Source organism: Rhizobium sp. 05L429 (assembly GCF_056397645.1).
In genome coordinates, this window is sequence record NZ_JBFTNV010000039.1 from 66,343 (window position 1) to 91,904 (window position 25,562).

General features: G+C 60.7%; 21 protein-coding genes and 1 pseudogene. 11 read left to right on the top strand and 11 right to left on the bottom strand.

The window, feature by feature from the left end:
• Positions 1-41: 41 nt before the first annotated feature.
• The 3 genes from AC1DNW_RS30310 to AC1DNW_RS30320 form a co-directional block, all read right to left on the bottom strand.
• Positions 42-614, bottom strand: a complete 573-nt coding sequence (locus AC1DNW_RS30310; protein ID WP_477855318.1) for an OmpA family protein — start codon at positions 612-614, stop codon at positions 42-44.
• Between the two features lie 10 nt (positions 615-624).
• Positions 625-1,047: a hypothetical protein gene (locus AC1DNW_RS30315; protein ID WP_113308346.1), complete on the bottom strand. Its 423-nt coding sequence runs from the start codon at positions 1,045-1,047 to the stop codon at positions 625-627.
• A 117-nt stretch (positions 1,048-1,164) separates the two neighbouring features.
• On the bottom strand, positions 1,165-1,800 hold the full coding sequence (locus tag AC1DNW_RS30320; RefSeq protein ID WP_113308345.1) for a LysE family translocator: 636 nt from the start codon (positions 1,798-1,800) through the stop codon (positions 1,165-1,167).
• A gap of 286 nt (positions 1,801-2,086) precedes the next feature.
• Here AC1DNW_RS30320 and AC1DNW_RS30325 point away from each other — a divergent pair, with 286 nt between their 5' ends.
• From AC1DNW_RS30325 to chrA, 3 genes and pseudogenes are all read left to right on the top strand, one after another.
• The gene (locus tag AC1DNW_RS30325) at positions 2,087-3,571 is read left to right on the top strand and encodes a DUF1254 domain-containing protein (RefSeq protein WP_477855299.1); all 1,485 of its coding nucleotides are present in this window, start codon (positions 2,087-2,089) and stop codon (positions 3,569-3,571) included.
• A 33-nt stretch (positions 3,572-3,604) separates the two neighbouring features.
• A pseudogene (locus AC1DNW_RS30330) lies at positions 3,605-4,378 on the top strand (DMT family transporter); the annotation flags it as partial.
• A 106-nt stretch (positions 4,379-4,484) separates the two neighbouring features.
• Complete coding sequence (gene chrA, locus AC1DNW_RS30335) at positions 4,485-5,726, top strand: chromate efflux transporter (protein WP_477855300.1); 1,242 nt, start codon at positions 4,485-4,487, stop codon at positions 5,724-5,726.
• A 15-nt stretch (positions 5,727-5,741) separates the two neighbouring features.
• Here the strand turns inward: chrA and AC1DNW_RS30340 are convergent, their stop codons facing one another.
• The gene (locus AC1DNW_RS30340) at positions 5,742-6,611 is read right to left on the bottom strand and encodes an acyl-CoA thioester hydrolase/BAAT C-terminal domain-containing protein (protein WP_477855301.1); all 870 of its coding nucleotides are present in this window, start codon (positions 6,609-6,611) and stop codon (positions 5,742-5,744) included.
• 59 nt (positions 6,612-6,670) lie between these two features.
• On the opposite strand from AC1DNW_RS30340, the gene AC1DNW_RS30345 reads away from it, so the two are divergent.
• On the top strand, positions 6,671-7,459 hold the full coding sequence (locus AC1DNW_RS30345; RefSeq protein WP_113308342.1) for a class I SAM-dependent methyltransferase: 789 nt from the start codon (positions 6,671-6,673) through the stop codon (positions 7,457-7,459).
• Here AC1DNW_RS30345 and AC1DNW_RS30350 read toward each other — a convergent pair.
• Together AC1DNW_RS30350 and AC1DNW_RS30355 are read right to left on the bottom strand one after the other, a co-directional pair.
• Positions 7,456-8,268, bottom strand: coding sequence for a class I SAM-dependent methyltransferase (locus tag AC1DNW_RS30350; RefSeq protein WP_477855302.1), 813 nt, complete (start codon positions 8,266-8,268; stop codon positions 7,456-7,458). The genes AC1DNW_RS30345 and AC1DNW_RS30350 overlap by 4 nt on opposite strands.
• 55 nt (positions 8,269-8,323) lie before the next feature.
• Positions 8,324-9,064 carry an ROK family protein gene (locus AC1DNW_RS30355; protein WP_113301079.1) on the bottom strand — a complete coding sequence of 247 codons (741 nt, stop codon included), beginning with the start codon at positions 9,062-9,064 and terminating at the stop codon, positions 8,324-8,326.
• A 156-nt stretch (positions 9,065-9,220) separates the two neighbouring features.
• Here AC1DNW_RS30355 and AC1DNW_RS30360 point away from each other — a divergent pair, with 156 nt between their 5' ends.
• Positions 9,221-11,629 (top strand): glucan 1,4-alpha-glucosidase, encoded by a 2,409-nt coding sequence (locus AC1DNW_RS30360; RefSeq protein WP_477855303.1) that lies wholly within the window; start codon positions 9,221-9,223, stop codon positions 11,627-11,629.
• A gap of 141 nt (positions 11,630-11,770) precedes the next feature.
• On the opposite strand, the gene AC1DNW_RS30365 is transcribed toward AC1DNW_RS30360, so the two are convergent.
• Positions 11,771-12,841 (bottom strand): GGDEF domain-containing protein, encoded by a 1,071-nt coding sequence (locus tag AC1DNW_RS30365; RefSeq protein ID WP_113308340.1) that lies wholly within the window; start codon positions 12,839-12,841, stop codon positions 11,771-11,773.
• A gap of 360 nt (positions 12,842-13,201) precedes the next feature.
• Between AC1DNW_RS30365 and AC1DNW_RS30370 the strand changes: the two genes are divergently transcribed.
• A complete protein-coding gene (locus AC1DNW_RS30370) occupies positions 13,202-13,438 on the top strand; it encodes a hypothetical protein (protein WP_113308339.1) in 237 nt (78 codons plus the stop codon).
• 13 nt (positions 13,439-13,451) lie between these two features.
• On the opposite strand, the gene AC1DNW_RS30375 is transcribed toward AC1DNW_RS30370, so the two are convergent.
• From AC1DNW_RS30375 to fumC, 3 genes are all read right to left on the bottom strand, one after another.
• Positions 13,452-15,059: a fumarate hydratase gene (locus AC1DNW_RS30375; protein WP_477855304.1), complete on the bottom strand. Its 1,608-nt coding sequence runs from the start codon at positions 15,057-15,059 to the stop codon at positions 13,452-13,454.
• 478 nt (positions 15,060-15,537) lie between these two features.
• Entirely contained in the window at positions 15,538-16,821 is a 1,284-nt protein-coding gene (locus AC1DNW_RS30380; protein ID WP_477855305.1) for a carbohydrate porin, read from the bottom strand.
• Between the two features lie 211 nt (positions 16,822-17,032).
• Positions 17,033-18,424 carry a class II fumarate hydratase gene (gene fumC / locus AC1DNW_RS30385; RefSeq protein ID WP_113301085.1) on the bottom strand — a complete coding sequence of 464 codons (1,392 nt, stop codon included), beginning with the start codon at positions 18,422-18,424 and terminating at the stop codon, positions 17,033-17,035.
• A gap of 418 nt (positions 18,425-18,842) precedes the next feature.
• Here fumC and AC1DNW_RS30390 point away from each other — a divergent pair, with 418 nt between their 5' ends.
• Together AC1DNW_RS30390 and AC1DNW_RS30395 are read left to right on the top strand one after the other, a co-directional pair.
• Positions 18,843-20,732, top strand: coding sequence for a L,D-transpeptidase family protein (locus tag AC1DNW_RS30390; RefSeq protein WP_477855306.1), 1,890 nt, complete (start codon positions 18,843-18,845; stop codon positions 20,730-20,732).
• A gap of 640 nt (positions 20,733-21,372) precedes the next feature.
• A complete protein-coding gene (locus AC1DNW_RS30395; RefSeq protein ID WP_162748455.1) occupies positions 21,373-21,810 on the top strand; it encodes a hypothetical protein in 438 nt (145 codons plus the stop codon).
• A gap of 8 nt (positions 21,811-21,818) precedes the next feature.
• On the opposite strand, the gene AC1DNW_RS30400 is transcribed toward AC1DNW_RS30395, so the two are convergent.
• Positions 21,819-22,535 carry an HAD family hydrolase gene (locus AC1DNW_RS30400; RefSeq protein WP_477855307.1) on the bottom strand — a complete coding sequence of 239 codons (717 nt, stop codon included), beginning with the start codon at positions 22,533-22,535 and terminating at the stop codon, positions 21,819-21,821.
• A gap of 193 nt (positions 22,536-22,728) precedes the next feature.
• Here AC1DNW_RS30400 and rpiA point away from each other — a divergent pair, with 193 nt between their 5' ends.
• The 3 genes from rpiA (at position 22,729) to gor (ending at position 25,520) form a co-directional block, all read left to right on the top strand.
• Positions 22,729-23,427 carry a ribose-5-phosphate isomerase RpiA gene (rpiA, locus tag AC1DNW_RS30405; protein WP_113301089.1) on the top strand — a complete coding sequence of 233 codons (699 nt, stop codon included), beginning with the start codon at positions 22,729-22,731 and terminating at the stop codon, positions 23,425-23,427.
• Between the two features lie 17 nt (positions 23,428-23,444).
• A complete protein-coding gene (locus AC1DNW_RS30410; RefSeq protein WP_113301090.1) occupies positions 23,445-24,026 on the top strand; it encodes a DUF2059 domain-containing protein in 582 nt (193 codons plus the stop codon).
• A 108-nt stretch (positions 24,027-24,134) separates the two neighbouring features.
• Positions 24,135-25,520: a glutathione-disulfide reductase gene (gene gor, locus AC1DNW_RS30415; protein WP_113308335.1), complete on the top strand. Its 1,386-nt coding sequence runs from the start codon at positions 24,135-24,137 to the stop codon at positions 25,518-25,520.
• Positions 25,521-25,562: the final 42 nt, after the last annotated feature.

The window sequence follows — 25,562 nt, forward strand, 5'->3', positions numbered from 1 at the left end:
GCCGCCGGCTGTTGGAATCAGCAGCACGGTGGGTCTCTTCCTTAGGGTTTGCGCGTGAAGACGCCGAGATTGTAGAGCTGGACGCGCCTGTTATCGGCGGCCTCCGATTTCGAGCCCTCGATCGGGAAATATTCGCCGACCCCGACCGCATAGAGACGCCCGGCATCGACGGCGAAGGTGGTCGAGAGAATCTCCTTGATCGCCTCGGCCCGCTGCTGGCTGAGGTCGAGATTATGCTGGTCAGTGCCGGTCGAACTCGTATGGCCGACGACGAGGAACTTGTAGGCCCAGAGGTTCGGGTGGTGCAGTGCATCGGCGATCATACCGAGCGTGCGGTAGGATTCGGGCTCGATGGCAACGGAATCATTAGCAAAGGCGATCTCGACCACCATCTGGGGCAGGCGCGCGACCTTGCTCCAGTTCGGCAGGCCGGACATCTGTTTTCCGGACCCGTTCATGGCCTCCTGCCTGAGCAGTTCGACATCGACGATGGGCGCTGCCCCCTGCAGCTTGCCGAGCCCGTTGATAATGCGTTGTTCGGAGACCTGCTGTGCGAGCGCAAGCGCAGGGACGAGGAAGGCGGCGGCAAGGCCGGCGAGGGCGGTTTTTCTCATCGTCATGACCTTACCTCCAGCCCGCATCTGATATCGTCTGGCTGCATTGATTGCTGACCGTTTTTGTCTTGCCGGCGAGGCATGCAAGAATGTAGCCGTCGCCCTTCACGCCGTTGCAGCGCCGCGCCATGTCGGTGGCGCAGACCTTTTTATATGAGGACTGCGCCTGTTCGCGCTTCTGGATCGATGCCGCCACGCTCGCAAGTGTGGTTGTGCAGGTCGGCGATACCTTGGCGGAGTTCTGCGCGAGGCAATCGGCAATCCTGTTATTGCCGAGATTCATCCCCTTGCAGAACTTCCTGATATCGGCACCGCAATCTTTCGCGAGCACCGTGATCGCGTCGGCATAGCTGATGGTGTCGGCCTTTGCGGCACCCGTCCAGGCAATGGCGGCGATCGCCGCCGCACCAATCAGTTTCGGTCCTTTCCGCATGCGCAAGCCCTCCTGCTGCGGCCGCCGGAATGGCGTCCCCTCGAGGCTTATTGAATGCAGATCGGGYGAGTTCGGATAAGTACGTTACCGTAAATCAGACCCGTAAATTCGGGGTAGTTACACGCTGGCCCGCCGATAGAGTGCCAACGAGCCGGCAAGCGTCAGCAAAGCGCCGCCACAGATACGGTCGAGCCAGAGCGCGCCCGACTTCCGCAACAGCCGGACGGCCTGCGAGCCGAGCAATGCGTAGCCGAACATGACCATGAAATCGATGGCGGCAAAGACGAGGGCGAGCATGGCATATTGCTCGACCTGCGGACCGGCGGGATCGATGAATTGCGGCAGGAAGGCCGAGAAGAACAGGTAGCCCTTGGGGTTGGTGACGGCGACGAGAAAGCTCTTCAGGAAAATCGTCACCGGCGAAGCGGACGCATTGCCGCTTTCAGAGCGCAGCGAAACATCCAGCGTCCCCTTGGAGCGCAGCAGCATGACACCCAGGAAGGCGAGGTAGCAGACACCCACCCATTTAACGACGGTGAACCAGAATTCCGAGGCGGCGAGCAGGGCACCAAGACCCAGTGCGACTGCGCCGATCAGCACGAAGTCGGACATGACTGCGCCGATCATGCCCGATATCGCCCGGCGCACCCCGAATTTCGAGCCGTTCGTCAGGGCCAGAAGCACGGTCGGGCCGGGTGTAGCGATGCCGATGAATGCCACAAGCGCAAATGCAAGAACGGTCATCTCAGTCATATCGTCCTCCTCCGTGTCAGGAATCGAGTTATGGCATTCACCTGACATTTGCGGAAGGGCCTTCAATGAAAGCCAATATCCTGCTCCGGATCAAAGCACAGATCCATGTATCCTGACCATTTACGGCGCCGTTTACTGTAACTTACTTCCGGAGATTCGCCCCGTATGTTTCGCTTTGATCGCTCAGCAAGTCCTCAGTACCTTCGCTATCCTGGCCTTGCCAAAGATGCGTCGGCATCAATCGAGGCCCTGCCGGGTTTTTCATTTCGTTCCGGGGGAAACGCACATGACAATCCAGTTTGGGATCAGACGCCTGTTGCGAACGCCTATCTCGTTCGCTTTCCTGGCAATTGCTTCGATGGCCATTTCGGCCCCCTCTGAGGCCGGGGCCGCTTCCCTGACCGAAGAGGAAGCGCGTGAGATCGGCATCGAAGCCTATGTCTATTTTTATCCGTTGATATCGATGGATATCACGCGCAAGCAGCTGACCAACATGGAACCGAAGGAGGGAGCGATTGGCGGTCCGGCCAACCGCTTCGCCAATGTCCGCGCATTTCCGGCGGCGGACATGAAGGCCGTAGTCCGGCCGAATTTCGATACGCTCTATTCGAGCGGCTGGCTTGATCTCACGAAGGAGCCGGTGGTGGTTACCGCACCGGATACCGGCGGTCGCTATTACCTCCTGCCGATGCTGGACATGTGGACGGATGTGTTTGCCGCGCCGGGTTGGCGAACGACCGGAACGTCAGCCGGAAACTTCTTGATTGCCTCGCCCGGATGGAGGCCCGAGCTTCACGATACGTTCGGCGAATTCAAGCTGCCTGATGGGACTGAACGGATCGATGCTCCGACGCCCTATGTCTGGATCATCGGCCGCACCAAAACCGATGGCCCTGACGACTACGATGCCGTTCACAAGGTCCAGGACGGCTACAAGATCACYCCGCTGTCGCAGTGGGGCAAAGACGCCAAGCCGGCCGCGGTCAAGGTAGACCCTTCCGTCGACATGAAGACGCCGCCGAAGACGCAGGCCGATACGGCTTCGGCGGAAGACTATTTCGCTTACTCTGCCGAACTCCTGAAACTTCATCCGCCGCACAGCACCGATCAGCCGATCATTGCCCGCATGAAGCGGATCGGCATCGAGCCCGGCAAGAGCTTCGATCTTTCCAAGGCCGATCCTGTCGTCCAGAAAGCGCTGAAGACGGCGCCGCAGGATGCGCAAGCGCTCATGGGCTGGAAGCTGAAGACGTTGGCACGCGTGGTCAATGGCTGGTCGATGAATACGGACACGATGGGCGTTTATGGCAATTACTACCTGAAACGCGCGATCATAGCGCAACAGGGGCTTGGCGCCAATCTGCCTGAAGACGCCATCTATCCGCTGAATCTTGCGGATGAAACCGGCAACCCGCTGGACGGGCGAAGCAATTACACGATCCACTTCGAAAAGGAGAACATTCCACCAGTCAACGCTTTCTGGTCGGTCACCCTCTATGACAGTGACGGCTTCCAGGTCGCCAACCCGCTCAACCGTTTCGCGGTCAGCAGCTGGATGCCGTTCCAGTTCAACGCGGACGGCTCGCTCGACCTCTATTTCCAGACGGAAAGCCCCGGCAAGGACAAGGAATGGAACTGGCTGCCGGCGCCGAACGGCCCGTATAATCTGACGATGAGGCTCTATGCGCCGAAGGGTAGCGCGCTGATCGGCAAGTGGAACCCGCCACCGGTGACGCGTGCGGCTCCGGCGGCTCCGCTCGCTGCTCAGTGACAAGGCCAAATGCATCGGAGGCTTGGCGGTGCGACATTCATCGCCGGCGGGCTGCTTCTCGCCATCATCGGCTGGCGTGGCCTCAAGCTGCCCCGCGACCGAAAGACATGGGTCTACTTTCTGTTTCAAGCCTGCCTCAACAGCGTCTTGCCCTTTACGCTGATCGCCTGGGCCGAACGAACGACCGATGCCGGTCTTGCCGCAATCCTGAATTCCACGACGCCGATCTTTGCCTTTCTGATCACGGCGCTGATCACCCGGCATGAAGCGCTCACAGCCCGCAAGCTTTTCGGCGTGTCGGCGGGATTGATCGGAACTGCCCTGATCATCGGCGTCGGTGCGCTCGGCAGCATCGGACAGGCACTCTGGGCTCAGCTTGCGATCGTCACCGCCACGATCTGCTATGCGGGTGCCGCGGTCTTCGGGCGGAATTTCAGAGGGCTCGACCCAATGATGCCGGCTGCCGGCTCGCTGATATCAGGCGCGGTGATTCTCCTCCCGGTCAGCGTCATCGTCGATCATCCCTGGACGTTGCAGCCGAGCCTCCATTCGCTGCAGGCGCTCCTTGCGCTCTCCGTCTTCTCGACCGCGCTCGCCTTCGTGATCTATTTCCGTCTCGTGCAGACGCTCGGTTCGGTGGGTGCCACGGCCCAGGCCTATCTGAGGGTCCCGATCGGCGTTGCGATCGGTGTGATCTTCCTCGGCGAAACGCTGTCTTCCACGGCAGGCCTTGGTCTTGCCTGCGTCATGGCCGGTGTCATCGCGATGACGCTGCCCACACGAAGGCGGTTCCGTCAGGCTGCCTGATCCGCGCCTCCAGGACCACAAGATCTGCAACGGTTTATTCGACTGACATCGAAAATCACCTGTTGTCATCGTGCCGTCATTGATGATGAGGATACGGGTCGGCACAATGGGGGATATTGGCGTGGATGCGAAGGAAATKACTGAGGAGCAGACGGCTGTTCCATCGGCAGGCACGCCTGCGGAGGTCTTCGGCGCCTTCCTGAAGCTTGGCCTCACCTCGTTCGGCGGACCGATCGCGCATCTCGGMTATTTCCGCGACGAGCTCGTCACGCGGCGCAAATGGATCGACGAGAAGGGCTATGCCGATCTCGTCGCCCTCTGTCAGTTCCTTCCCGGTCCTGCATCGAGCCAGGTCGGCTTTGCCATGGGCCTGCTGCGCGGCGGGCCACTGGGGGCGCTTGCAGCGTGGAGCGCATTCACGCTCCCATCCGCGCTGATCCTGTTCATCTTCGCAACCGCCGCCACCGCGCTCGACAATCCTCTCGGGCAGGGTCTGCTGCACGGATTGAAGCTCGTTGCCGTCGCTGTCGTTGCACAAGCCGTCTGGGGCATGGCCCGATCGCTGACACCCGACAGGCCGCGCGCCGGCATCGCGCTGGCCGCCATTTTCATCGTGATATCAGCGGGGGCGCTCGGTCAGCTCGCAGCCATCGTCCTGGGTGCCGTTTCAGGGCTCGCCCTTTGTCGTGGGGCCGCGGTCGAGCAACGGACAGATTTTTCGTTCGGAATATCGAGATCTGCTGGCGTCACCTGTCTGCTGGCGTTCCTGCTCCTGMTGTTCGGTTTGCCGCTCATCGTTTCCATCATGGATTCGCAAGGGCTGCGCCTTTTCGATGCCTTCTATCGCTCGGGTGCTCTGGTGTTCGGTGGCGGACATGTCGTCCTGCCGCTGCTCGAGACGGAGGTGGTGCGGCCGGGCTGGGTTTCGGAAAACGCGTTTCTTGCCGGTTATGGTGTTGCGCAGGCGGTGCCCGGTCCGCTCTTCACGTTTTCCGCCTATCTCGGGGCGGTGACAGGTCCGTCTCCCAATGGTGTCACAGGCGCAGCCATCTCTCTGGTCGCCATCTTTCTGCCGGGCTTTCTGCTGCTGCTCGGCACCCTGCCTTTCTGGGACAGGCTCAGCACCTATCCGCTGGCGCAGGCGGCCATGCGTGGCGCAAACGCGGCTGTGGTCGGCGTCTTAGGTACGGCCCTCTACAATCCGGTATGGACAAGCGCGGTCCTCACATCGGCCGATTTTGCCCTTGCCCTGTCCGGCTTCCTGCTGCTGGTGGTCTGGAAGGCGCCGCCATGGATCGTCGTGGTGCTGATGGCAACGAGTGCGATCCTGCTGCAGCTTTCCGCCTGAACCGTATCGGGCCAGTCAATCCTTCTTCAGCAAGGCGGCTTCGATCGCCGCCCATGCCATCAGACCAAGCCTTGCATCCGCAATGTCGGTGCCGCCATGGGCACGAAGGCTGGAGCGAGGCGTCGTCTCGCCGGGGAGCAGCACGCGATGACCTGCCTCGGGGTCAACGATCAGTGACACAGGCCTGCCACTGTCTTCCCGCCGGTGGGCAAGCGCGCCGGCGAAGCTGTCCGATGGCCAGAGCGCATCGTCTCCGCCAGCCACGAGCACAAGGTTCGCGGCGGCTTTTTCGACGGGAATCCGCGCGCGCCGCAGGGTTTCCTCGTCCCTCGCCAGGCACTGTTCGAAGAAGGAGCGATAGGACACCAGCCCATCGCGATCAATCCGTTCCCAGGCGAGGTCGGCAGGAACGAAATCCAGCGGCTTTCCCTTCCAGGACCAGGATGAGCGTTCCGGCCAGGCAATGCCGTCCTTGCCGGGACCGATATTGCCCCAGACGACCGAGGTCGGGCTGATCGCAATAACGTCATCGACGCGCGGGTCCAGGGTGGCGACAAGCAGGGCCGCTTCGGCGCCTTTCGAGGTTCCGACGAAGACGATGCGCCGGCAGCCCCGCGCAATCAGGTAGTCCGTAGCGTCGGCGAAGGTCTCCAGCGGGATTTCGCAGATGCCGGGCGACTGACCGGGACCACCGAACCATTGCAGCGCCAGCGCCTGCGCGCCAGACTCGGCAAGCAGTCTGGCACGATCGATATCCACTCTGCCGCTGGAACCACTGAGCACGACGACGCCGGTCTCGCCTGCATCCGGCCGGGAGACGAACACCCCGTTGATCCAGCCTTCGAGCCGTTCGATTTTACAGCCGGCCATCGCGCCTGTTACCATACTGACATCCTGTTGAATTATGGAGTGGTTCTCGACTGGAACAGAGGGCGGAGCCTATCATGGTCGAGAAGCCGCAGGAACGCACCGGGGCATCGTTCGAGGATGCCGATGTCGTCAGCAATTATCCCTTCCGTCCGCCATATCCCGAGGCGGTTTACGACAAACTGCTGGGCATCGCGCCGAAACGCGCCTGCCTGCTGGATATAGGCTGTGGCCCCGGCAAGATTTCACGGCCGCTCTCACGGCATTTCGAAAAGGTCATTGCCGTCGATCCGTCGCGTCACATGATCGAGCTCGGCCAGAGCCTGGAGGAAGGGCGCGCGCGCAATCTTCACTGGATCGTCGGTTTCGCCGAGGATGTCGATATCCCCGATCGTCCCGATCTCATCGTTGCCGCCGCCAGCATTCACTGGATGGATCACAGGCGTCTTTTCGCGCGGCTGAAAACCTATGCTGCCGCCGATCACCGGGTGGCCGTCATATCGGGAGATGCGCCTTTCCAACCGGCCTGGGAGGCCGATTGGCAGTCTTTTCTCGGCAAATGGGTTCCGGCCATAACAGGCGAGGCGTTCGATCCCATTGGCAAGCGAGAGGGCTGGTCGGCGTACAAGGCGTTCCTCGACATCGACGGCTCCGAGCATTTCCACTCCGCTCCATTCGAGCAAAGTGTCGAAGACTTCATTCGCTGCCAGCATTCGCGCGATACGTTCGCGCCATCCCATCTGGGCGGCAGGATGAACAAGTTCGACCGAGAGCTCGGCGAGATGCTCGCTCCCTATGCTCGCGAGGGAAAACTGAGTTTCATCGTCAGGACGAAACTGGTCTGGGGCTCGATCAGGCAGGTCTAGGCCGCTGCCATGATGACGTGGGCCTGAATTTTGGCGGCAACCTCGCTGTCGCCATGCCGGGCGGCAATCGCGGATGCGGCATAGTCGGTCGCAACGTCCAGTTTTCCTGGAGCTCTGGCTTCGATTTCGCTGCGAAGGACGGTTCCCTGGCAATAGGCGAGGGCAGGAATCCGAGGCGAAAATGCGCGGCTTTGTTCGGCCTTCGTTTCGATCACCACATGGGAGAAACCCGMCTCTTCCAGCTCGGCGCAGATCAAGGCTTTGTCATGATAGCCGTGCGGCGTGCGGACCAGGAAGCGTGGCGGATCGTCCGGAAACATCGTCGCAAGGGCGGTCGTCACATCGTCGGCAAAAACATTCTCCTCGAGGCGGTCCCATACGTTGAACAGGAAACGTCCGCCGGGCTTCAGGACACGCTTTGCTTCGCGGTAGCCGGCTATGCGGTCCGGGAAGAACATCGCGCCGAATTGACATAAGACGAGATCGAAGGCGGCATTTTCAAACGGCAGTTTCAGAGCATCCGCCTGGCGCCATTCCAGGCGATCATCGAAGCCCTGTTGCGAAGCAGCGTAGTCGAGCATCGACTGGTTTAGATCGGTGACGATATAGCGTGCGTCCGAGGACAGTTTCGGCGCCAGTGCGCGGGTGACGACCCCGGTGCCTGCTGCGATTTCCAGAACTGCGCCGGGCGACAGGGATGCCGCTCTCTGAGCGAGATCCACGGCGAAGGGCGCGAAAATCAGCGGGACCATATAGCGGTCGTAGTTTTCCGGGATCGAGCCGGTGAACAGCTTGTCCGTTTCCAGCATTGTCATCACCCTCCGCCGCCCAATACGGCTTCAAGCACATCGGTTTCACTGCCGCTCACAGCCGCAAGCTGTCGTCCAGCCAGACCCGGAAGCCGCCGCGGAAGGCGTTTTCGTTGCTGCCACGCCGGCATTTGAGCGGCAGATCCTTCAGCTTTTCGACGTTGCCGCCCCCGATGACGATATAGTCGGGCAGCAGGGCGGCGGCCAGGCGATCGGCGACGTCGAAGACCGATTTTCGCCATCTGCCCTTGCCGCGACCTTCGAGGCCCCGTTCGCCGACATAGTCCTCGAATGTCGCCTTCTTATAGGGCATATGCGCGAGTTCGAGCGGCAAGCAGACGTTCTCGGCGATCATGGCCGAGCCGAGTCCGGTGCCGAGGCCAAGGAAGAGCATGCGGCCGGCCTCGTAGCTGCCGATCGCCTGCATCAGCGCGTCATTGACCACGCGCACGGGCTTGCCGAGAGCTTTTTCGAAATCGAAGCCCTTCCATCCCGGGCCGAGGTTGAACGGATCGGCCGCAGGGCGGTGGGCGACAACGGCGCCGGGATAGCCCATGGCGACGACGTCATAGTGCCAGTCGGCGGTCAGATCGGTAAGGGCTGCCACCATCTTCGCCGCCGTCATCTCGCGCCCCGATACGACCGAGCGCCTCTCGCTGCCGCTGCTGAGTTCCGCCTTCAGATGCGAGCCACCGATATCGACGGCGAGCACGATGCGGCCGTCCGGCGCAGCAACCTTGGGCTTGGCTCGCTCACGCGCCTGCTTTGCCTGCGATGCTTCCATTGTGTCAACCATGGCTGGCGCTCCTCTCCGGGCTGTACCCTCATTCCCTCCCGCGCCATTCTATCGGGCACAAGATCGTAGCCGGCTGTCAAGCCGGTATATTGCGGATCGCTTAATTTCATCTCAGGATGGCAAGGAAGATGCGCAAACATAGCGGAGGAACAGCACTTGGCCTATCCGACACTGCCACCCGGTTCCGTCGAGCCACCAGGCGCGCCGGGCATCGAGCCCCGATGGACGTCCAGCGACAAGAGTGCTGTTGGTACCGCCGTCAGTTCGGCGAGCTGCGTCTGGTTCACGGCAAGCCACGGCATCCTCAACGAGATCTACGCGCCGCGCCTCGACATGGCCTGTATGCGCGATTTCGGTTTCATCGTCACGGCGGAGGGCTATTTCTCCGAGGAGAAGCGCGATGCCGATCACAGCGTTCAGGCGATCGAGGACGGCGTTCCGGCTTTCCGTCTCGTCAATTCCGCCCGCGACGGACGATATCGCATCACCAAGACCATCTTTTCCGACCCGGAGCGTGAGGTGGTGCTGCAGGACATCCACTTCGAGGCATTGAGGGGCAACCTTTCCGACTACAGGCTGCATGCGCTTGCTGCCCCGCATCTCGTCAATGGCGGTGCCGAGAACAGTGGCTGGTCCGCCGATTTCAAGGGCAGGCAGATGCTCTTTGCCGAGGGATCCGGGCGGTCGCTCGCCATTGCCGCTTCGGTGCCTCTGCTTGCCCGGTCAGTGGGTTATGTCGGCATTTCCGATGGCTGGCAGACGCTGTCGCGCGGCAAGGGATTGAGAGAGGATTATTGCGTTGCTGCCTCCGGCAATGTCGCGCTATCAGGCACGCTTGATATGCAGGCGGGTAAGGGGCGGGCGCTGATCGCCATCGGCTTCGGCACGCAGCCGGAAGAGGCTGCTCTGCGCGCGCTGCTCAGCCTCGAACAGGGCGGCGAACCGGCGCTGAAACATTACTGCAGCGGATGGCGGGAGTGGCAGGCCGGGCTGCTTGCGCTCGACGAACCGCATGATCCAGATAAGCTGAACCGCTACCGCGTCAGTACCGGCGTGCTCGCCACCCACCGAGACGATGCCTCCGGTGCCATCATCGCCAGCCTGTCCATCCCCTGGGGTTTCAGTAAAGGCGATGACGACCTTGGCGGCTATCATCTGGTGTGGACGCGCGACCTGGTGGAAACGGCGGGCGGTCTGCTCGCGGCCGGGGCCACCGCGGATGCGCGCTCCGTTCTCGACTATCTCTCCGTCATCCAGGAGGCGGACGGCCATTGGGTGCAGAATGCCTGGCTGGACGGCAGGCCCTACTGGCATGGCATCCAGATGGACGAAACTGCCTTTCCGATCCTGCTCTACGACATGCTGCTGCGGGCAGGCGCGATTAATGCGTCAGAGGCCGGCCGCTATCTGCCGATGATCGAGGCGGCTGCGGGCTATCTCGTCAGAAACGGTCCCGCCACCCAGGAGGATCGCTGGGAGGAAGATGCCGGTTACTCGCCGTTCACGCTCGCCGTGGAGATCGCCGGGCTGCTTGCGGCGGCCGATGCACTGGAGGCGGCCGGGCGGCTCACGGCGTCGCACTATCTGCGCGAGGTGGCCGATGGCTGGAACGAGCGCATCGAGGAGTGGACTTACGCCACCGATACGGAACTGTCGCGTAGTCTCGGCGTCGAGGGCTATTACGTGCKCATCGCTTCGGCCACGGATGGCGCCTCGTCGCTGGGGCGTGACTTCATTCCGATCCGCAATCGCGACGATCTCGGCGAGGTGCTGGAGGCGGACCTGCTGATCAGCCCGGATGCTCTGGCGCTGGTGCGCTTCGGCCTCCGGGCCGCCGACGATCCGCGCATCCTCGGCACGGTGGCGGCAATCGATGCGCAATTGCGCCGCGACCTTCCCGCCGGTCCCTACTGGTATCGCTACAATGACGACGGCTACGGCGAGCGCATTGGCGGCGCGCCTTTTGCCGGAAGCGGTGTCGGCAGGCTCTGGCCACTGCTGACCGGCGAGCGCGCCCATTACGAACTCGCCGCCGGACGAGTGGACGAAGCGCGGCGGATGCTCGCTGCGCTGGAGGCTTCGGCAAGCGAGGGAGGGCTCTTGCCCGAGCAGATATGGGATAGCGAGGACGTGCCGGCACGCGAGCTTTTCCTCGGCCGACCCTCCGGCAGCGCCATGCCGCTCGTTTGGGCGCATGCCGAACACATCAAGCTGCTGCGGTCGCTGCGCGATGGCACGATTTTCGACATGCCGCCCCAGACCGTTGCCCGCTATGTCGCGGCAAAGCCGGCGCAGGCACCCTTTTCCTGGCGGCTGACGGCCCGGCGCGATCAAATGCCGGCGGGCCGGCGGCTCCGCATCGAACTGCCCGAGCCTGCGCTGGTGCGCTGGTCCACCGACGGCTGGGCAAGTGCCACCGACAGTCCATGCCGCGACACGGGCTTCGGCATCCATGTCTTCGATCTKGCGACGGAAACGCTCGGCCCCGGTGTCGTCGACTTCACGATCTTCTGGACGGATGCGCAGCGCTGGGAAGGCACGGATTTCAGGGTCGAGGTGGTTTGAAAGGCAGCGCGGCCTGCACTTAAGAAGCCTGCATAAAGGAAGCGGCCGTTTCCGGCCGCTCAAGAGACTTATTTCATTTTTTCTGTATTTCCGGAAGTATTGCCGGAAACTCGGGATCAGGCCTAAGCCAAACCCAGGGGATCAGGACTTGTAGATCAGCCAGCTCTTGGTGAATTCCTTTTGCATGCCGTCCTCATAGACGACGGTGCAGTTGCGGCCGGCATTCTTGGCGCTGTAAAGCGCGATATCGCTCCTGGAATAGAGCTCGCCGGCATCATCGGCATGTGAGGCCATGCAGATGCCGATGGAGACCGTGACCGGGCCGTAATTGACGCGGGTGCGGGAATTCTTGAAGGGGGTGGATTCCAGCGTGCGGCGGATGCGCTCGGCGATTGCAGTCACTTCGTCGAGCGTATTGCCGTCGATGATGAGGGCGAATTCCTCGCCGCCGGTGCGGGCGACGAAGACGTCGCGGCGGACATTGGTGCGGATGACGGAGGCAACCGTCGCCAGCACCTTGTCACCGACCGGGTGGCCATAGGTGTCGTTGATCTTCTTGAAATTGTCGATGTCTGCGAGAAGCAACGCCGTGACCGGGCGCAGCGCAGGATTGTTGAAGACGGCGGCCAGCCGGTCGTCGAAGGCGCGGCGGTTGGAAAGGCGCGTCAGCGAATCCGTGTTGGCGATGCGCTTGTATTCGTCGAGTTCCTTGCGGACCTGATCCATCTCCTGCGAGCGCTGGACCATGTCTTCTACGGTCTTTTCGCCGTGAGTGATCGTATCGCCGGTTGCCTGGGTGAGCAGGTCGATGGCGTTTTCGATGAGGTCGGCGCTGCTCGTGCTCTTGGAGCTGATGCGCTTGCAGGTCTCGTTGAGCAGCCGGTTATAGCTTTCGAGCGAGGTCTGCTCCTGGCGCAGCACGCGGAGCAGGCCTTCCAGTTCGCCGGCGATGCGGCTGTGCGCGTCGTCGAATATCTTGGCTGGCGCCGTGTGTGAGCAGTGCTGCGTGCCGAGCACGTCGAGTTCCGCCTGTGTCGCCTGGCTGCCGAGAGCGGCAAGGTCGCGGGTGAGCGCGGGATTGGAACCGATATAGGCCTCGTAGAAGAGTTCGTAATTGCGGGGAATTGGCGCAACGCCCATGGAGCGCATGGCATAGGTGATCTGACCCGCCACATCGGGAACCTGCACCTTGGGCGCGACGGCCGTATTCATTCCGGCAACTCCTCAGTTCTTAAGCAATCTTCTATTTGTTAGCTTAAATTTCTTGGGAAAAGATTAAAGCCACATATACCAAAGATTACATACGATAAGTTTGACAGGTCGCAATACAACGATCAGCCCTATGATTTTTCTCAAAGATTTGTAAGTTCGACAGTACCGAAGACACCTCCTATGCGCGAGTGTCTCAAAAAAGTTCAGTCGTTTTTCTATTTTCAGGGATTGTTTTCGTTTTGTTGACGGTCGGTGTCTGTTGTCTGATCTACTGGCGGGAAGCGCTAAGTGACAGATTCCATCTCAATAAACCGGATTTACGGGGACCGGAACGCGGCCCCCTGTTGAAGGCATGAGATCATGGAATCGTCTCGCCACACGTCGCCCGCCATTCTTGCGCTCGCCATCGTCGCCGGCATTGCTTTCCTTCTACAGCAAAGCGGCTTCTTCAACGGCATCTTCAGCACCGACATCCTCGCCAGCGTGGATGCGGAGGATATGCTGAGTGCGGCCGATTTCGCGGGCATGGAAAAGCCCGTAACTCAGGCCGTGACGGCGGCCAATATCGATGTCGCCGAGACGGCTTCCGTTCGATAGCCTGCCTGAAGTATCAGCCGAGGTTCAGCTCCTGGAAGAAGTCGTTGCCCTTGTCGTCGATGACGATGAAGGCCGGGAAGTCTTCGACCTCGATCTTCCAGACTGCTTCCATGCCAAGTTCCGGATATTCGAGAACATCGACCTTGCGGATGCAGTCCTGCGCCAGGCGGGCGGCCGGGCCGCCGATCGAGCCGAGATAGAAGCCCTGGTGCTTCTTGCAGGCTTCGCGCACGGCGCGCGAGCGATTGCCCTTGGCGAGCATGACCATCGAGCCGCCGAAAGACTGGAACTGGTCGACATAGCTGTCCATGCGACCGGCCGTCGTTGGGCCGAAGGAGCCGGAAGCGTAGCCGGCAGGGGTCTTGGCCGGGCCGGCATAATAGACCGGATGGTTCTTCATATAGTCGGGCATGCCTTCGCCCTTTTCCAGCCGCTCGCGGATCTTGGCATGCGCCAGGTCGCGGGCGACGATGATCGTGCCGGTCAGCGACAGCCGCGTCTTGACCGGATGCCTGGAGAGTTCGGCAAGTATATCGGCCATCGGACKGTTCAAGTCGATGCGAACGACGGATTCAGAGAGCTTGGCCTCGTCGATCTCGGGCATGTACTTGGAGGGATCGGTTTCCAGTTGCTCGACGAAGATGCCCTCGCGGGTGATCTTGCCCTTGGCCTGGCGGTCGGCGGAACAGGAAACACCAAGGCCGATCGGCAGCGAGGCACCGTGGCGGGGCAGGCGGATCACCCTGACGTCATGACAGAAATACTTGCCGCCGAACTGGGCGCCGACGCCGAGGCCCTGCGTCAGTTTGTGGATTTCCTTTTCCATCTCGATGTCGCGGAAGGCATGGCCGCTTTCGGAGCCTTCGGTCGGCAGCTCGTCGAGATAGCGGGTCGAGGCGAGCTTGACGGTCTTCAGGTTCATCTCGGCGGAGGTGCCGCCGATAACGATCGCCAGATGGTAGGGGGGACAGGCTGCCGTACCCAGCGTCAGGATCTTCTCCTTAAGGAAGTCCAGCATGCGGTCATGCGACAGCAGAGAGGGCGTGCCCTGGAACAGGAAGGTCTTGTTGGCAGAGCCGCCGCCCTTGGCGACGAAGAGGAAGTCGTAGCTGTCGGTGCCTTCCTCATAGATATCGATCTGCGCCGGCAGATTGTTCTTGGTGTTCTTTTCCTCGAACATCGTGATGGGGGCGAGCTGCGAGTAGCGCAGGTTCTTCTTTTCATAAGCGTCGAGCACGCCCTTCGAAAGAGCAGCCGTATCGCCGCCTTCCGTCCAGACGCGGCGGCCCTTCTTGCCCATGATGATCGCCGTGCCTGTATCCTGGCACATGGGCAGCACGCCGCCGGCGGCGATATTCGCGTTTTTCAGCAGGTCATAGGCGACGAAACGGTCGTTATCGGTCGCCTCGGGATCGTCGAGGATCGAAGTGAGCTGCTTCAGATGGCCGGGACGCAGCAGATGGTTGATATCGGCAAAGGCGGTTTCGGCGAGCAGACGGATACCTTCGGGATCGACTGACAGGATCTCCTGGCCCTTGAAGCTGTCGACCGAGACATGGTCGCTGCTGATCTTGCGGTAAGGGGTGGAATCGGCGCCGAGGGGGAAGAGATCGTCAGCCATCGAAGTGACCTTTCTAGTGGGATATTTTGGAAGCGGTCTAAATCTGGTGGATGGCAAAATCAATCGGGAAGGGGTGGTGGAGCGTTGGCAAAAATGCCGCGCCTTCCTCGCTCATTCCTGTACCCTCGTGCCGGCACAAGGGATGTCACAGCGATGAGGGATGATGGGGAACTGCCTTCGCCTCATCGAGACCGAGCCATGTGCGGCAATCCGCTACTGTCTCCACCTCAAACAAAAGAGGCCGGCAGAGCCGGCCTTTCCATCATCATTTGACCCATCAGCTCACATCGAGGTGGTCATCGTCTCCGGGCACACCATCGCGGCAATCCTTATCGAGGCAACATGCGGCTACCGGATCGATCAATGGGCTTGAGTCCACAGCATCGGCCCGAAAATCGGAATCGATTTTCGCAAAGTCTAATGCGTAGATTCAAAGAGTTAGAGCGTCCCTAGTGCGTCCGAACGGACGCACGGCACTCTAGAATGTTGCCGAGGTTTTCAATCCCAATACGACAACGTCGTCATTGTCGCTGGTGCCGCCGGGATGGCGGATATACTGGAGATTGGGACGGATGAGCAGCCCGGCATGCGGGCGATACGTGTAGTAGAGCTCGGCAGCGTATTCGGAACCACGCGGATCGTCGGACGTCGAGGCGCGACTGTTGACGTGCGTGGTGCCTATGGCGAAGCCGATGTCATCCTCCGGACGCGATTTGAAAAGCCCTGTGTAGACGACGCCCGCAGCGATCTGGCGATCGGTGGTCGATGTACGCTTGTCGGCCATGACAAGGTTGAGGAACAGGCTGAGATTGTCCGTCATCTGCTGCTGGAAACTCAGGTAGCCACCGTATCGTCCCCGATCCCGGCGTGCAGGCAGGCCCGTAATGGCAAAAGGATCGCCATTGACGTCGTCAGCGATGTCGTCGGCGTTGGAGGTGTCGTACCAGCCGCCGATCTTGTAGCTGCCGGGCAAGGTTCCGCCTCCGAACTTCGGCAACCAAGCCAGTTCCACGGGGATCAATGCGCCCGTGGAATGACTGAAGAACACCGGCAGAACCTGATCATCAACCCCTAGATATTTAGGGTTTACGTCATAGACGCCAACCTGGAAATATCCGAAGCCAGTCAGATTGAACTTCGCCCGCGTCGCCCACTGGCTGATCGGCCAGTTGTAGATGTAGTCTCCGACAAGATTTCCGAGATCCGAACCGCAAAACGTCAGGTTCTGAAAATCGCACGGGAACGAGGCAAAATCCTCGTTGACGGGCATTCGTCCAATCTTCCAGTCGATAAGACCGTTCGCAAACTGCTGCTGGTACCAGAAGTCGGTCAGTCGGATGGTCTGTCCGCGGCCGTAGACCTCCTGTACCTGCTGCAGGGTTCCGAGCTGCGCGTCGTCACTCAGGTTCCGGCCGGTGCGCTGGGTGAGCGTGACCTGGAATTTGGCGTCGGGGACCCCAAGCAGCCGGTCGAGATCGAAGGTCACTCCGGCCGAATACTGGTCGGCATATCTGCTCTTGCTATCGATGCCGCCGACCGGGTTGTAGGCGAACTCCCCGACATAACCGAATTGGAAATCGATGCCCCTGTCCCGAAGATTGGTCCGAGCCCCGTTCCAGTCGCCGAACAGCCACGGCTCCGGATCGCTGACGGGTGCTGCGGCTGGAGAAACAGGAGCAATCGCGTCTCCGGCTTCGACGACGCCAGTTCCGTCGAGCGCGATGAGCATGATGGCGGCCACGGCAAGCTTTGAGCACTGCACTCCGGTCATCCTCCGAACTGGAAGGTAGCCGCGCGATCAGGCCGCCGTCCTTCCAAAAGATTCTCCGATTCGTCAGAGTATGGTAGCCTATTCCAGCTCCGGTCGATTGCACAATAGTGTCGGTCAATCATCGCAACCCGCCACATTCGGTCGCCAGCCTAAAACAAAGGCCGGCAGAGCCGGCCCTTTCATCATCATTCAATCTGTCAGCTCACATGGGACTGATCATCGTCTCCGGCCGCACGATCGCGTCATACTCTTCCGACGTTACCAGCCCGCTCGCCAGCGCTTCTTCCTTCAGGGTCGTCCCGTTCTTATGCGCCGTCTTGGCGATCTTGGCGGCTGCGTCGTAGCCGATCTTGGGGGCGAGTGCGGTGACGAGCATCAGCGAGCGCTCGAGGCCGGCCTTGATGTTGTCTTCGCGGGCTTCGATGCCGACGACGCAATTGTCCGTGAAGGAGACGGCGGCGTCGGCGAGCAGCTGGACCGACTGCAGGAAGTTGTAGGCCATCATCGGATTATAGACATTGAGCTCGAAATGGCCCTGGCTGTCGGCGAAGGTCAGTGCCGCGTGGTTGCCGAAGACGTGGATGCAGACCTGCGTCAGCGCCTCGCACTGCGTCGGGTTCACCTTGCCGGGCATGATCGAGGAGCCGGGCTCGTTTTCCGGCAGTGCCAGTTCGCCAAGGCCGGCGCGCGGGCCGGACCCGAGCAGGCGTATGTCGTTGGCGATCTTGAAGAGGGCAGCGGCGGCGGCATTGATCGCGCCGTGGGCGAAGACCATCGAATCATGCGAGGCGAGTGCCTCGAACTTGTTCGGCGCGGTCACGAAGGGCATGTCGGTGATGACAGCGATCTCTTCGGCGACCTTCTCTGCAAAACCGACCGGCGCATTGAGCCCGGTGCCGACGGCCGTGCCGCCCTGGGCGAGCTCGCAAAGGCCGGGCAGGGTCATTTGGATACGCTTGATGGCGGAGCCGACCTGCGCGGCGTAACCAGAGAATTCCTGACCAAGGGTGAGTGGCGTCGCATCCTGCGTGTGGGTGCGGCCGATCTTGATGATGTGGCTGAACTCGGTGACCTTCATGTCGAGCGCCGCATGCAGATGCTTCAGCGAGGGCAGAAGATGATGGGCGATCTGTTCGGCGCAGGCGATGTGCATGGCCGTCGGGTAGGTATCGTTCGACGACTGGCTCATGTTGACGTGATCGTTCGGATGTACCGGCTTCTTGGAACCCATGACGCCGCCGAGCATTTCTATGGCGCGATTGGAGATCACCTCGTTGGCGTTCATGTTGGATTGCGTGCCGGAACCGGTCTGCCAGACGACCAGCGGGAAATGGTCATTCAGCTTGCCGTCGATCACTTCCTGGGCCGCATCCACGACAGACTTGCCAATGCCAGCATCCAGCTGGCCGAGCGCCATGTTGGCACGTGCTGCAGCCTGCTTGACGATTCCGAGCGCACGCACGATCGAGAGCGGCTGTTTTTCCCAGCCGATCTTGAAATTGCCGAGAGAACGTTGCGCCTGCGCGCCCCAATATCGGTCGCTGGCAACTTCGATCGGGCCAAATGTATCGGTTTCGGTGCGGGTGGAGCTCATGGCTTCGTGCCTTCCTGTCACATGCTGTTAAGGGCAGTCTTTGAGGATGAGGGACTTATAGGGTGGAAAGCTTTCCAAGAAAACCGGACGCAGTGCGAAATATTGAAACCGGTTGTCATGTTTACCGGCGTATTTCAGCGTGTTCTTTCGGTCACGCTGGGAAATTAATGCAAATAGCGTCACAAAGCACACTTTCTCGTAGCGGAAAATTCGGTAAAAAATTAACTAATAATTTCATAATTTTGTGTGAACTTCTGCACGGCGCTTGCGTTCGACCCCGTCACACAAAGTTGAGCCTGAAAGTGCTGGCGGCGCGGGCCGGTTTCTGATGAATGGGCCGCAGCTGCCGGGAATTCTGGAAGAATTGATCTGAGCCTTTTTACTTGACAACAGCATGGTACTGGGACTGGAAAACAAGATGAAGTTCGTTTTGAAAAGCGCGGTTTCCGCATTGGCACTTTCCTGCGTGATGGGCGCGGTTCCTGCGCATGCCTATACGCTGATGGACATGCTGCGCGGCGACCGGGCAAGAAGCGGCCAGAGCACGATCATCATGGACCCCTCGGCTCCGGTTCGCGGGAATCGTAACGGCCTTGGCGGCGATATCGATCCGGAAGCCGCACTGCCGAAGGTTTCCAGCCCGCGCTACTACACATACAAGACCGAAGCCTTGTTGCTCGTCGATACGACGAAGTTTGCCGATCCAGTCGTGACCGGCGCGGTCGCCGACGTGTCGGGCGCTGCCACGACCGATGGCGCTCCGCAGCGCCATTTCCTGACGGAAGCCAAGGTTCGCGCCAATACCGATGTCGCCAAGGCCCTGCAGGGCTATTACGGCGACGGCAAGAACCCGCTCGTCTGGGTTTCCAGCGAAGGTGTCAGCGAGCGCGGCAAGGCTGCGCTGACCGTACTTGCCGATGCGGCAAGCGTCGGCCTCGATCCGGCCGATTATGCCGTGTCCGAGCCGACGATCGATCCGGCCAATCCGGATCCCGATCTCCGCGACCGGGCGCTGACGCAGTTCGAACTGGCGCTTTCCTCCAAGGTTCTGGCCTATGTGCAGGATACGACGCGCGGCCGCGTCGACCCGAACAAGCTCTCCGGATACMATGATTTCCAGCGCAAGGTCGTCAAGCTCGATCCGGTGCTGAAGCTCTCCCGCCTGAGCCCCGACGTTGCGGCCTATCTTTCCAGCCGCAATCCAGACAGCACGCAGTTCCTCGCGTTGAAGGCCGAGCTTGCCAAGCTGCGCGCCGCCGACGGCGGGAACGAAGCGCCGATCACCATTTCGCTCACTTCCTTGCTGCGCCCGGGCGACAGCTCGACGGAAGTCGCCAACATCGTCAAGGCGATCCAGAAGCACGGTTCGGAAGAGCTGAAGACCGCGCATGCGGCCACCTTCTCGGCCTATACAGGCAGCAGCGACTATTCGCCCGAGATCGTGTCACTGGTCGAGGACTTCCAGAAAGAACATGGCCTGAAGCCCGATGGCGTGATCGGCCAGGCGACTGTGCGCACCATGACCGGCGGCGACACCAATGCGTCCAAGGTCKACAAGCTCGTTGTCGCGATGGAGCAGGCGCGCTGGCTGCCTGACGATCTCGGCCCGCGCTACGTGATGATCAACCAGCCGGCCTTCATGGCCTATTACTATAACGACTCCAAGCAGCAGCTTGCGATGCGCACCGTGGTCGGCGGCAAKAACAACCAGACCTATTTCTTCGACGACGAGATCGAGACCGTCGAGTTCAACCCGTTCTGGGGCGTGCCGCAGTCGATCATCATCAACGAGATGCTGCCGAAGCTGCGCTCCGACCCGAACTATCTGGACCAGATGGGCTATGAAGTCGAAGTCGGCGGTCGCGCCGTTCCGTCCTCCAGCGTCGACTGGTACGGCTCGACGCAGAATGTCTCGGTGCGCCAGCCGCCGAGCAGCGACAATGCTCTCGGCGAGTTGAAGATCCTGTTCCCGAACAGCCACGCCATCTATATGCACGACACGCCCTCGAAGAGCTTCTTCAAGCGTGACATGCGTGCACTGAGCCACGGCTGCGTCCGCCTTGCCGACCCGCGCGCCATGGCGGCTGCCGTTCTCGGCACGACGGTCGATGATGTTGCGAAACAGATCGCCACCGGCCAGAACCATGCTGTTAAGGTGCCGCAGAAGATCCCGGTCTACGTGTCCTATTTCACCGCATGGCCGAACAAGGACGKCGTGATCGAGTATTTCGACGATGTGTATGGTCGCGATGCTTTTGTGGACAAGGCGTTTGATGTGACGACGAAGTCACGTGGGGCGCAGATCTGACTCCAAGCGTTGGATGGGTAATTGGGCGGGCGGTCTTCGGGCCGCCCTTTTGTTTTGGGCGTCTGCGCACGAAAAATCTGAGGAGAGGGTGTACCGTGGGCCTCTCATCCGCCCCTTGGCTTGCAACGACATGAGACACTTTGATTGGGAGCGAGGCGTCGCGACAGCGTCCCTTCTACCCAGCGGGAGAAGGTGCCTGCGGGATGCTGACGGGAAAGCGCTGCGCTTCAACGAGCGGTCCCTTCTTGATCGAGATAATTCAGGTGAATGAGAGTGCAAACGGACGGATAGCTCCACTATCCATCGGATGATCGCTAACTTCGATATTCAACAGACTCGCATACCGCCCTATGGTGAGGCTTCAACATGCCGKGGTTGAGGGGATCAGATGAGATGGACTTTTTTGACGGGAGTGGCGCTTGCTGCGTCCCTCGCCGTGGCGTCAGCCAATGCAAGCGAAGACAGGCTCGATTCCGCGCTCGGCACAATGAAGGTAATAGGGGAACCACTGCTCCTGGAAGACGGCCGACACGCTGGTTGCCAGTACACATTCGTTGTTCTCACGCGAGATCGGGTCTACCGGCACGGGCAGTATTTGAGGATTGCCGGATCGGTCAGTGTCATAAGAACGAGCGATTTCGTGGATTCACCTGCGCAACATGCCGTCAACACGATGTTAAAGCTGGTTGTCAATGAGGTTGCCATCTCATCCGACGGCCGGTTGAATTTGACGCCATCGGCTCCCTCGCGAGCCTACCTGCTGGGTGAGAATATGCAGAGCCATATGGACAGGCTCGACGAACCCAGGAATACCGAGACGCCCGGAAGCGTGACATTGATGCTTGATGCCGATCCGACGATGAAAATATTGAAGGAGGCGGCGAAGTCCTCTCACAAAATCGCTGTYGCTTTCAACCAGCGAGGCGGCAACAAGGACATAACCATTCCAATTGAGCTCGATGTAACGGATTTCGGGTTGAATGGCGAGAGGACACGGTCGGATGAAGCAGAGCGCAACTTTGCACGCTGTATGGGGAGTGTCTTCAGGGATATTCCATCGGCACGGATGGCCGAGTGAGCCCTGCCTCAGACAGCAACCTTAGCAGCAGAATCCCGCAGCAAACTCTCCACGAGTTCCACCGTCAGCTCATCGAAATGCGTGATGATCACATCCGGATCGAGGCTGGACACCGGCACATCCGAATAGCCGAAGGGTACGGCAATCGCCGGCACACCGGCATTTTTCGCGACGGCGATATCGTTGATGCTGTCGCCGATCATCACGGAGCGGGCAATGTCCCCGCCGGCGCGCTCGATGGTACCGGTGAGGTGGCGGGCGTCGGGCTTGCGGTGTTCGAACGTATCGCCGCCGGTGACCGCGTCGAAATAATGCGTCAGGCCGAGCTTCTCCAGCAGGCCGCTAGCCAGGCCCTCGAGCTTGTTGGTGCAGACGGCAAGCCTATAACCCGATGCCTTCAGGCGATCCATCGCAGCGACGAGGCCGGGATAGGGCTCGGTATGCCCCGGCATGTTTGCGCTGTAGTGGGCTACGAAGCGCTCGACGAGCGGGGGCAGGGCTTCAGGCGAGATTGGGTGACCCTGCAGCTTGCAGGCGCGCTCTATCATCACACGGGCGCCCTGGCCGACCAGGTGCGTGAGGTCGTCATAGGTGACAGGCGCTAGATCAAGCGCCGCGATCGTGTAGTTCAGGCTTTCGACCAGATCGACATGGGTATCGAGAAGCGTGCCGTCGAGATCGAAGATGACAAGGGCGTTTCTGGTATGTTCGGGAGCGATGGTCAAAGTGGTGCCTTTTTGCGGGTAGGATCATCCGGGAGTAGGCGATGAACGGGCGAAAAGCAACGCCAGGATATCAGAGAGAAACGTCGCAGCCGAAACGGGTGGCTTTCAATCCAAAGACGATGATTTTGGCTTTCGTTTGCAATACGAGCCGTGTAAACAGCACATCCAACGCAACATCAGGAGCTGGCGGCGCATGGATGCCCGCGAAATGAAGATCAAGGCCGCCGAGGCCGCGCTTGTCCATGTTGAATATGGCATGCGCCTTGGAATCGGGACCGGAAGCACGGCAGAGGAATTCGTCCGTCTGCTCGCTGAAAAGGTTGCAGCCGGCTTCAGGGTCGAGGGCGTCCCGACGTCCGAACGCACCGCTCGGCTCTGCGTCGAACTCGGCGTTCCCCTGAAATCACTGGACGAGCTACCACAGCTCGATCTCACCATCGACGGTGCTGACGAAGTCGATGCAGGCTTGCGGCTCATCAAGGGTGGCGGCGGTGCGCTGCTGCGCGAAAAGATCGTCGCTGCAGCTTCGACGCGGATGATCGTCATCGCTGACGAGAGCAAGCTCGTCGATACACTCGGCGCCTTCGCGCTGCCGATCGAGGTCAATCCATTCGGCCTCGTTTCGACGCGCATGGCTATCGAAAAGACCGCCTCGCGCCTCGGTCTGACGGGCGAACTGAAGCTTCGCCAATCCGGTGACGGAGAGTTTACCACTGACGGCGGACATCTCATTATCGATGCATCTTTTGGCCGCATTCCTGATGCAGAGGCGCTTTCGAGGGAACTGAATTCCATACCCGGTGTCGTGGAGCACGGGCTTTTCATCAACATGGCGGCGCTTGCGATCATTGCCGGTCCTGCAGGTGCCCGCACGCTGCAGGCAAACAGATAACAGGAGCATAGAAACTCATGATGAACATTGCAGGCCTTGGCCGTCTTGCCGCTGCGACCATCGTTCTTTCCGGGCTTGCCTTCGGCTCTGCCGCAAGAGCGCAGGAAGCATCCGAGGAGCAGCTGAAGGCTGCCCGCGCGGCCATGGACGCGATCGGCGCAACCACCCAGTACGACAACATCCTGCCGGGTCTGGCCGAACGTCTGAAGGCCGGTCTCATCCAGGATTCGCCGAACTATCAGGATGTCATCTCCGCGACCGTCGATGCGCAAGCGTTGGCTCTGGCGCCGCGCCGTGCCGACCTCGAAAAGGAAGCAGCTCTGACCTATGCCAAGGCTTTCACGGTCGAAGAGCTGAAGGCGATCGCCGATTTCTACAATTCCGACATCGGCAAGAAGCTGCTGCGCGACGGCCCGGTTGCCTCGCGCGAAACCGCCAAGGCTGCCGATATCTGGGCGCAGGGCATTTCCCGCGACCTCGAAAAGCAGAGCAATGTCGAGCTTTCCAAGGTCATCAAGGCTCCGCCGGCGGCAACCGAAAGCCCGGTTGCACCGGCTGCCCCGGCTCCGGCCGCCGCACCGGCACCAGCCAAGCCGTAAGGCCGCCTTCACCTTTCGCAAAAGCCCGGCATCGTCCGGGCTTTTGTTTTTCTACAGCTCACTCCTATATGTGAACCACCCACGCAGCGATTCCCTCCGGAGATCATCATGCCCACCTTCGACTACGACCTCTTCGTCATCGGCGGCGGTTCGGGGGGCGTGCGCAGCGCGCGCGTCGCAGCCTCGCTCGGCAAGAAGGTGGCGATCGCCGAGGAATACCGCTACGGCGGCACCTGCGTGATCCGCGGCTGCGTGCCGAAGAAGCTCTTCGTCTATGCTTCTCAGTTCCACGAACATTTCGAGGATGCAGCCGGCTTCGGCTGGACGGTCGGCGAAAGCTCGTTCGACTGGAAGAAGCTGGTTGCCGCCAAGGACGGCGAGATCGCGCGGCTGGAAGGGCTCTACAAGAAGGGGCTTGCCGGCGCCAATGCCGAGATCCTGGAGACGCGTGCCGAGCTCGTCGATGCGCATACGATCAAGCTCCTGAAGACCGGCGAGACGGTGACGGCCAAGACCATCGTGATCGCGACCGGCGGCAGGCCGAACCCGCATGAGGCGCTGCCCGGCCATGAGCTCTGCATTTCCTCCAACGAGGCCTTCCATCTCGAAGAGTTGCCGAAATCCATCCTGATTGCCGGCGGCGGCTACATTGCCGTCGAATTCGCCAATATCTTTCATGGCCTCGGCGTCGAGACGACGTTGATCTATCGCGGCGCCGAAATCCTCTCGCGCTTCGACGAAGACCTACGCCGCGGCCTGCATGAGGCGATGGCTGCAAAGGGCATCCGCATCCTCTGTCAGGATGTGATGCAGCAGGTAACGAAGGGCGAAAACGGCCTCGTCATCGAGACGCTGAAGAACGGCACGCTCAATGCCGGTATCGTCATGCTGGCGCTCGGCCGCGACCCGAATACGCAGGGGCTTGGGCTCGACAATGCCGGTGTCGCCGTCAACGAGCGCGGCGCCATCCTCGTCGACGATTATTCGCGCACCAATGTCGAGAACATCTATGCGCTCGGCGATGTCACCGATCGGGTACAGCTGACGCCGGTCGCGATCCACGAGGCTATGTGCTTCATCGAGACCGAATACAAGAACAATCCGACCAAGCCGGATTACGACCTCATCCCGACGGCAGTCTTCTCGCAGCCGGAGATCGGCACTGTCGGGCTATCAGAGGAAGAGGCAGGCAAGCGCTACAAGGAGCTGGAAGTCTATCGCGCCCAGTTCCGACCGCTGAAGGCTACACTCTCCGGCCGGGCGGAAAAGATGATCATGAAGCTGATCGTCGATGCCGCAAGTCGCAAGGTTGTCGGCGCCCACATTCTCGGCCACGATGCCGGCGAGATGGCGCAGCTTCTCGGCATCACGCTGAAGGCTGGTTGCACCAAGGACGATTTCGACCGCACCATGGCGCTGCACCCGACGGCGGCCGAAGAACTGGTGACGATGTATGCGCCGAGCTACCGCATCCGCGACGGCCAGCGGATCTGATCTTTTGACAGGATCGAGCCTGCCGCACCAGCGGMAGGCGAG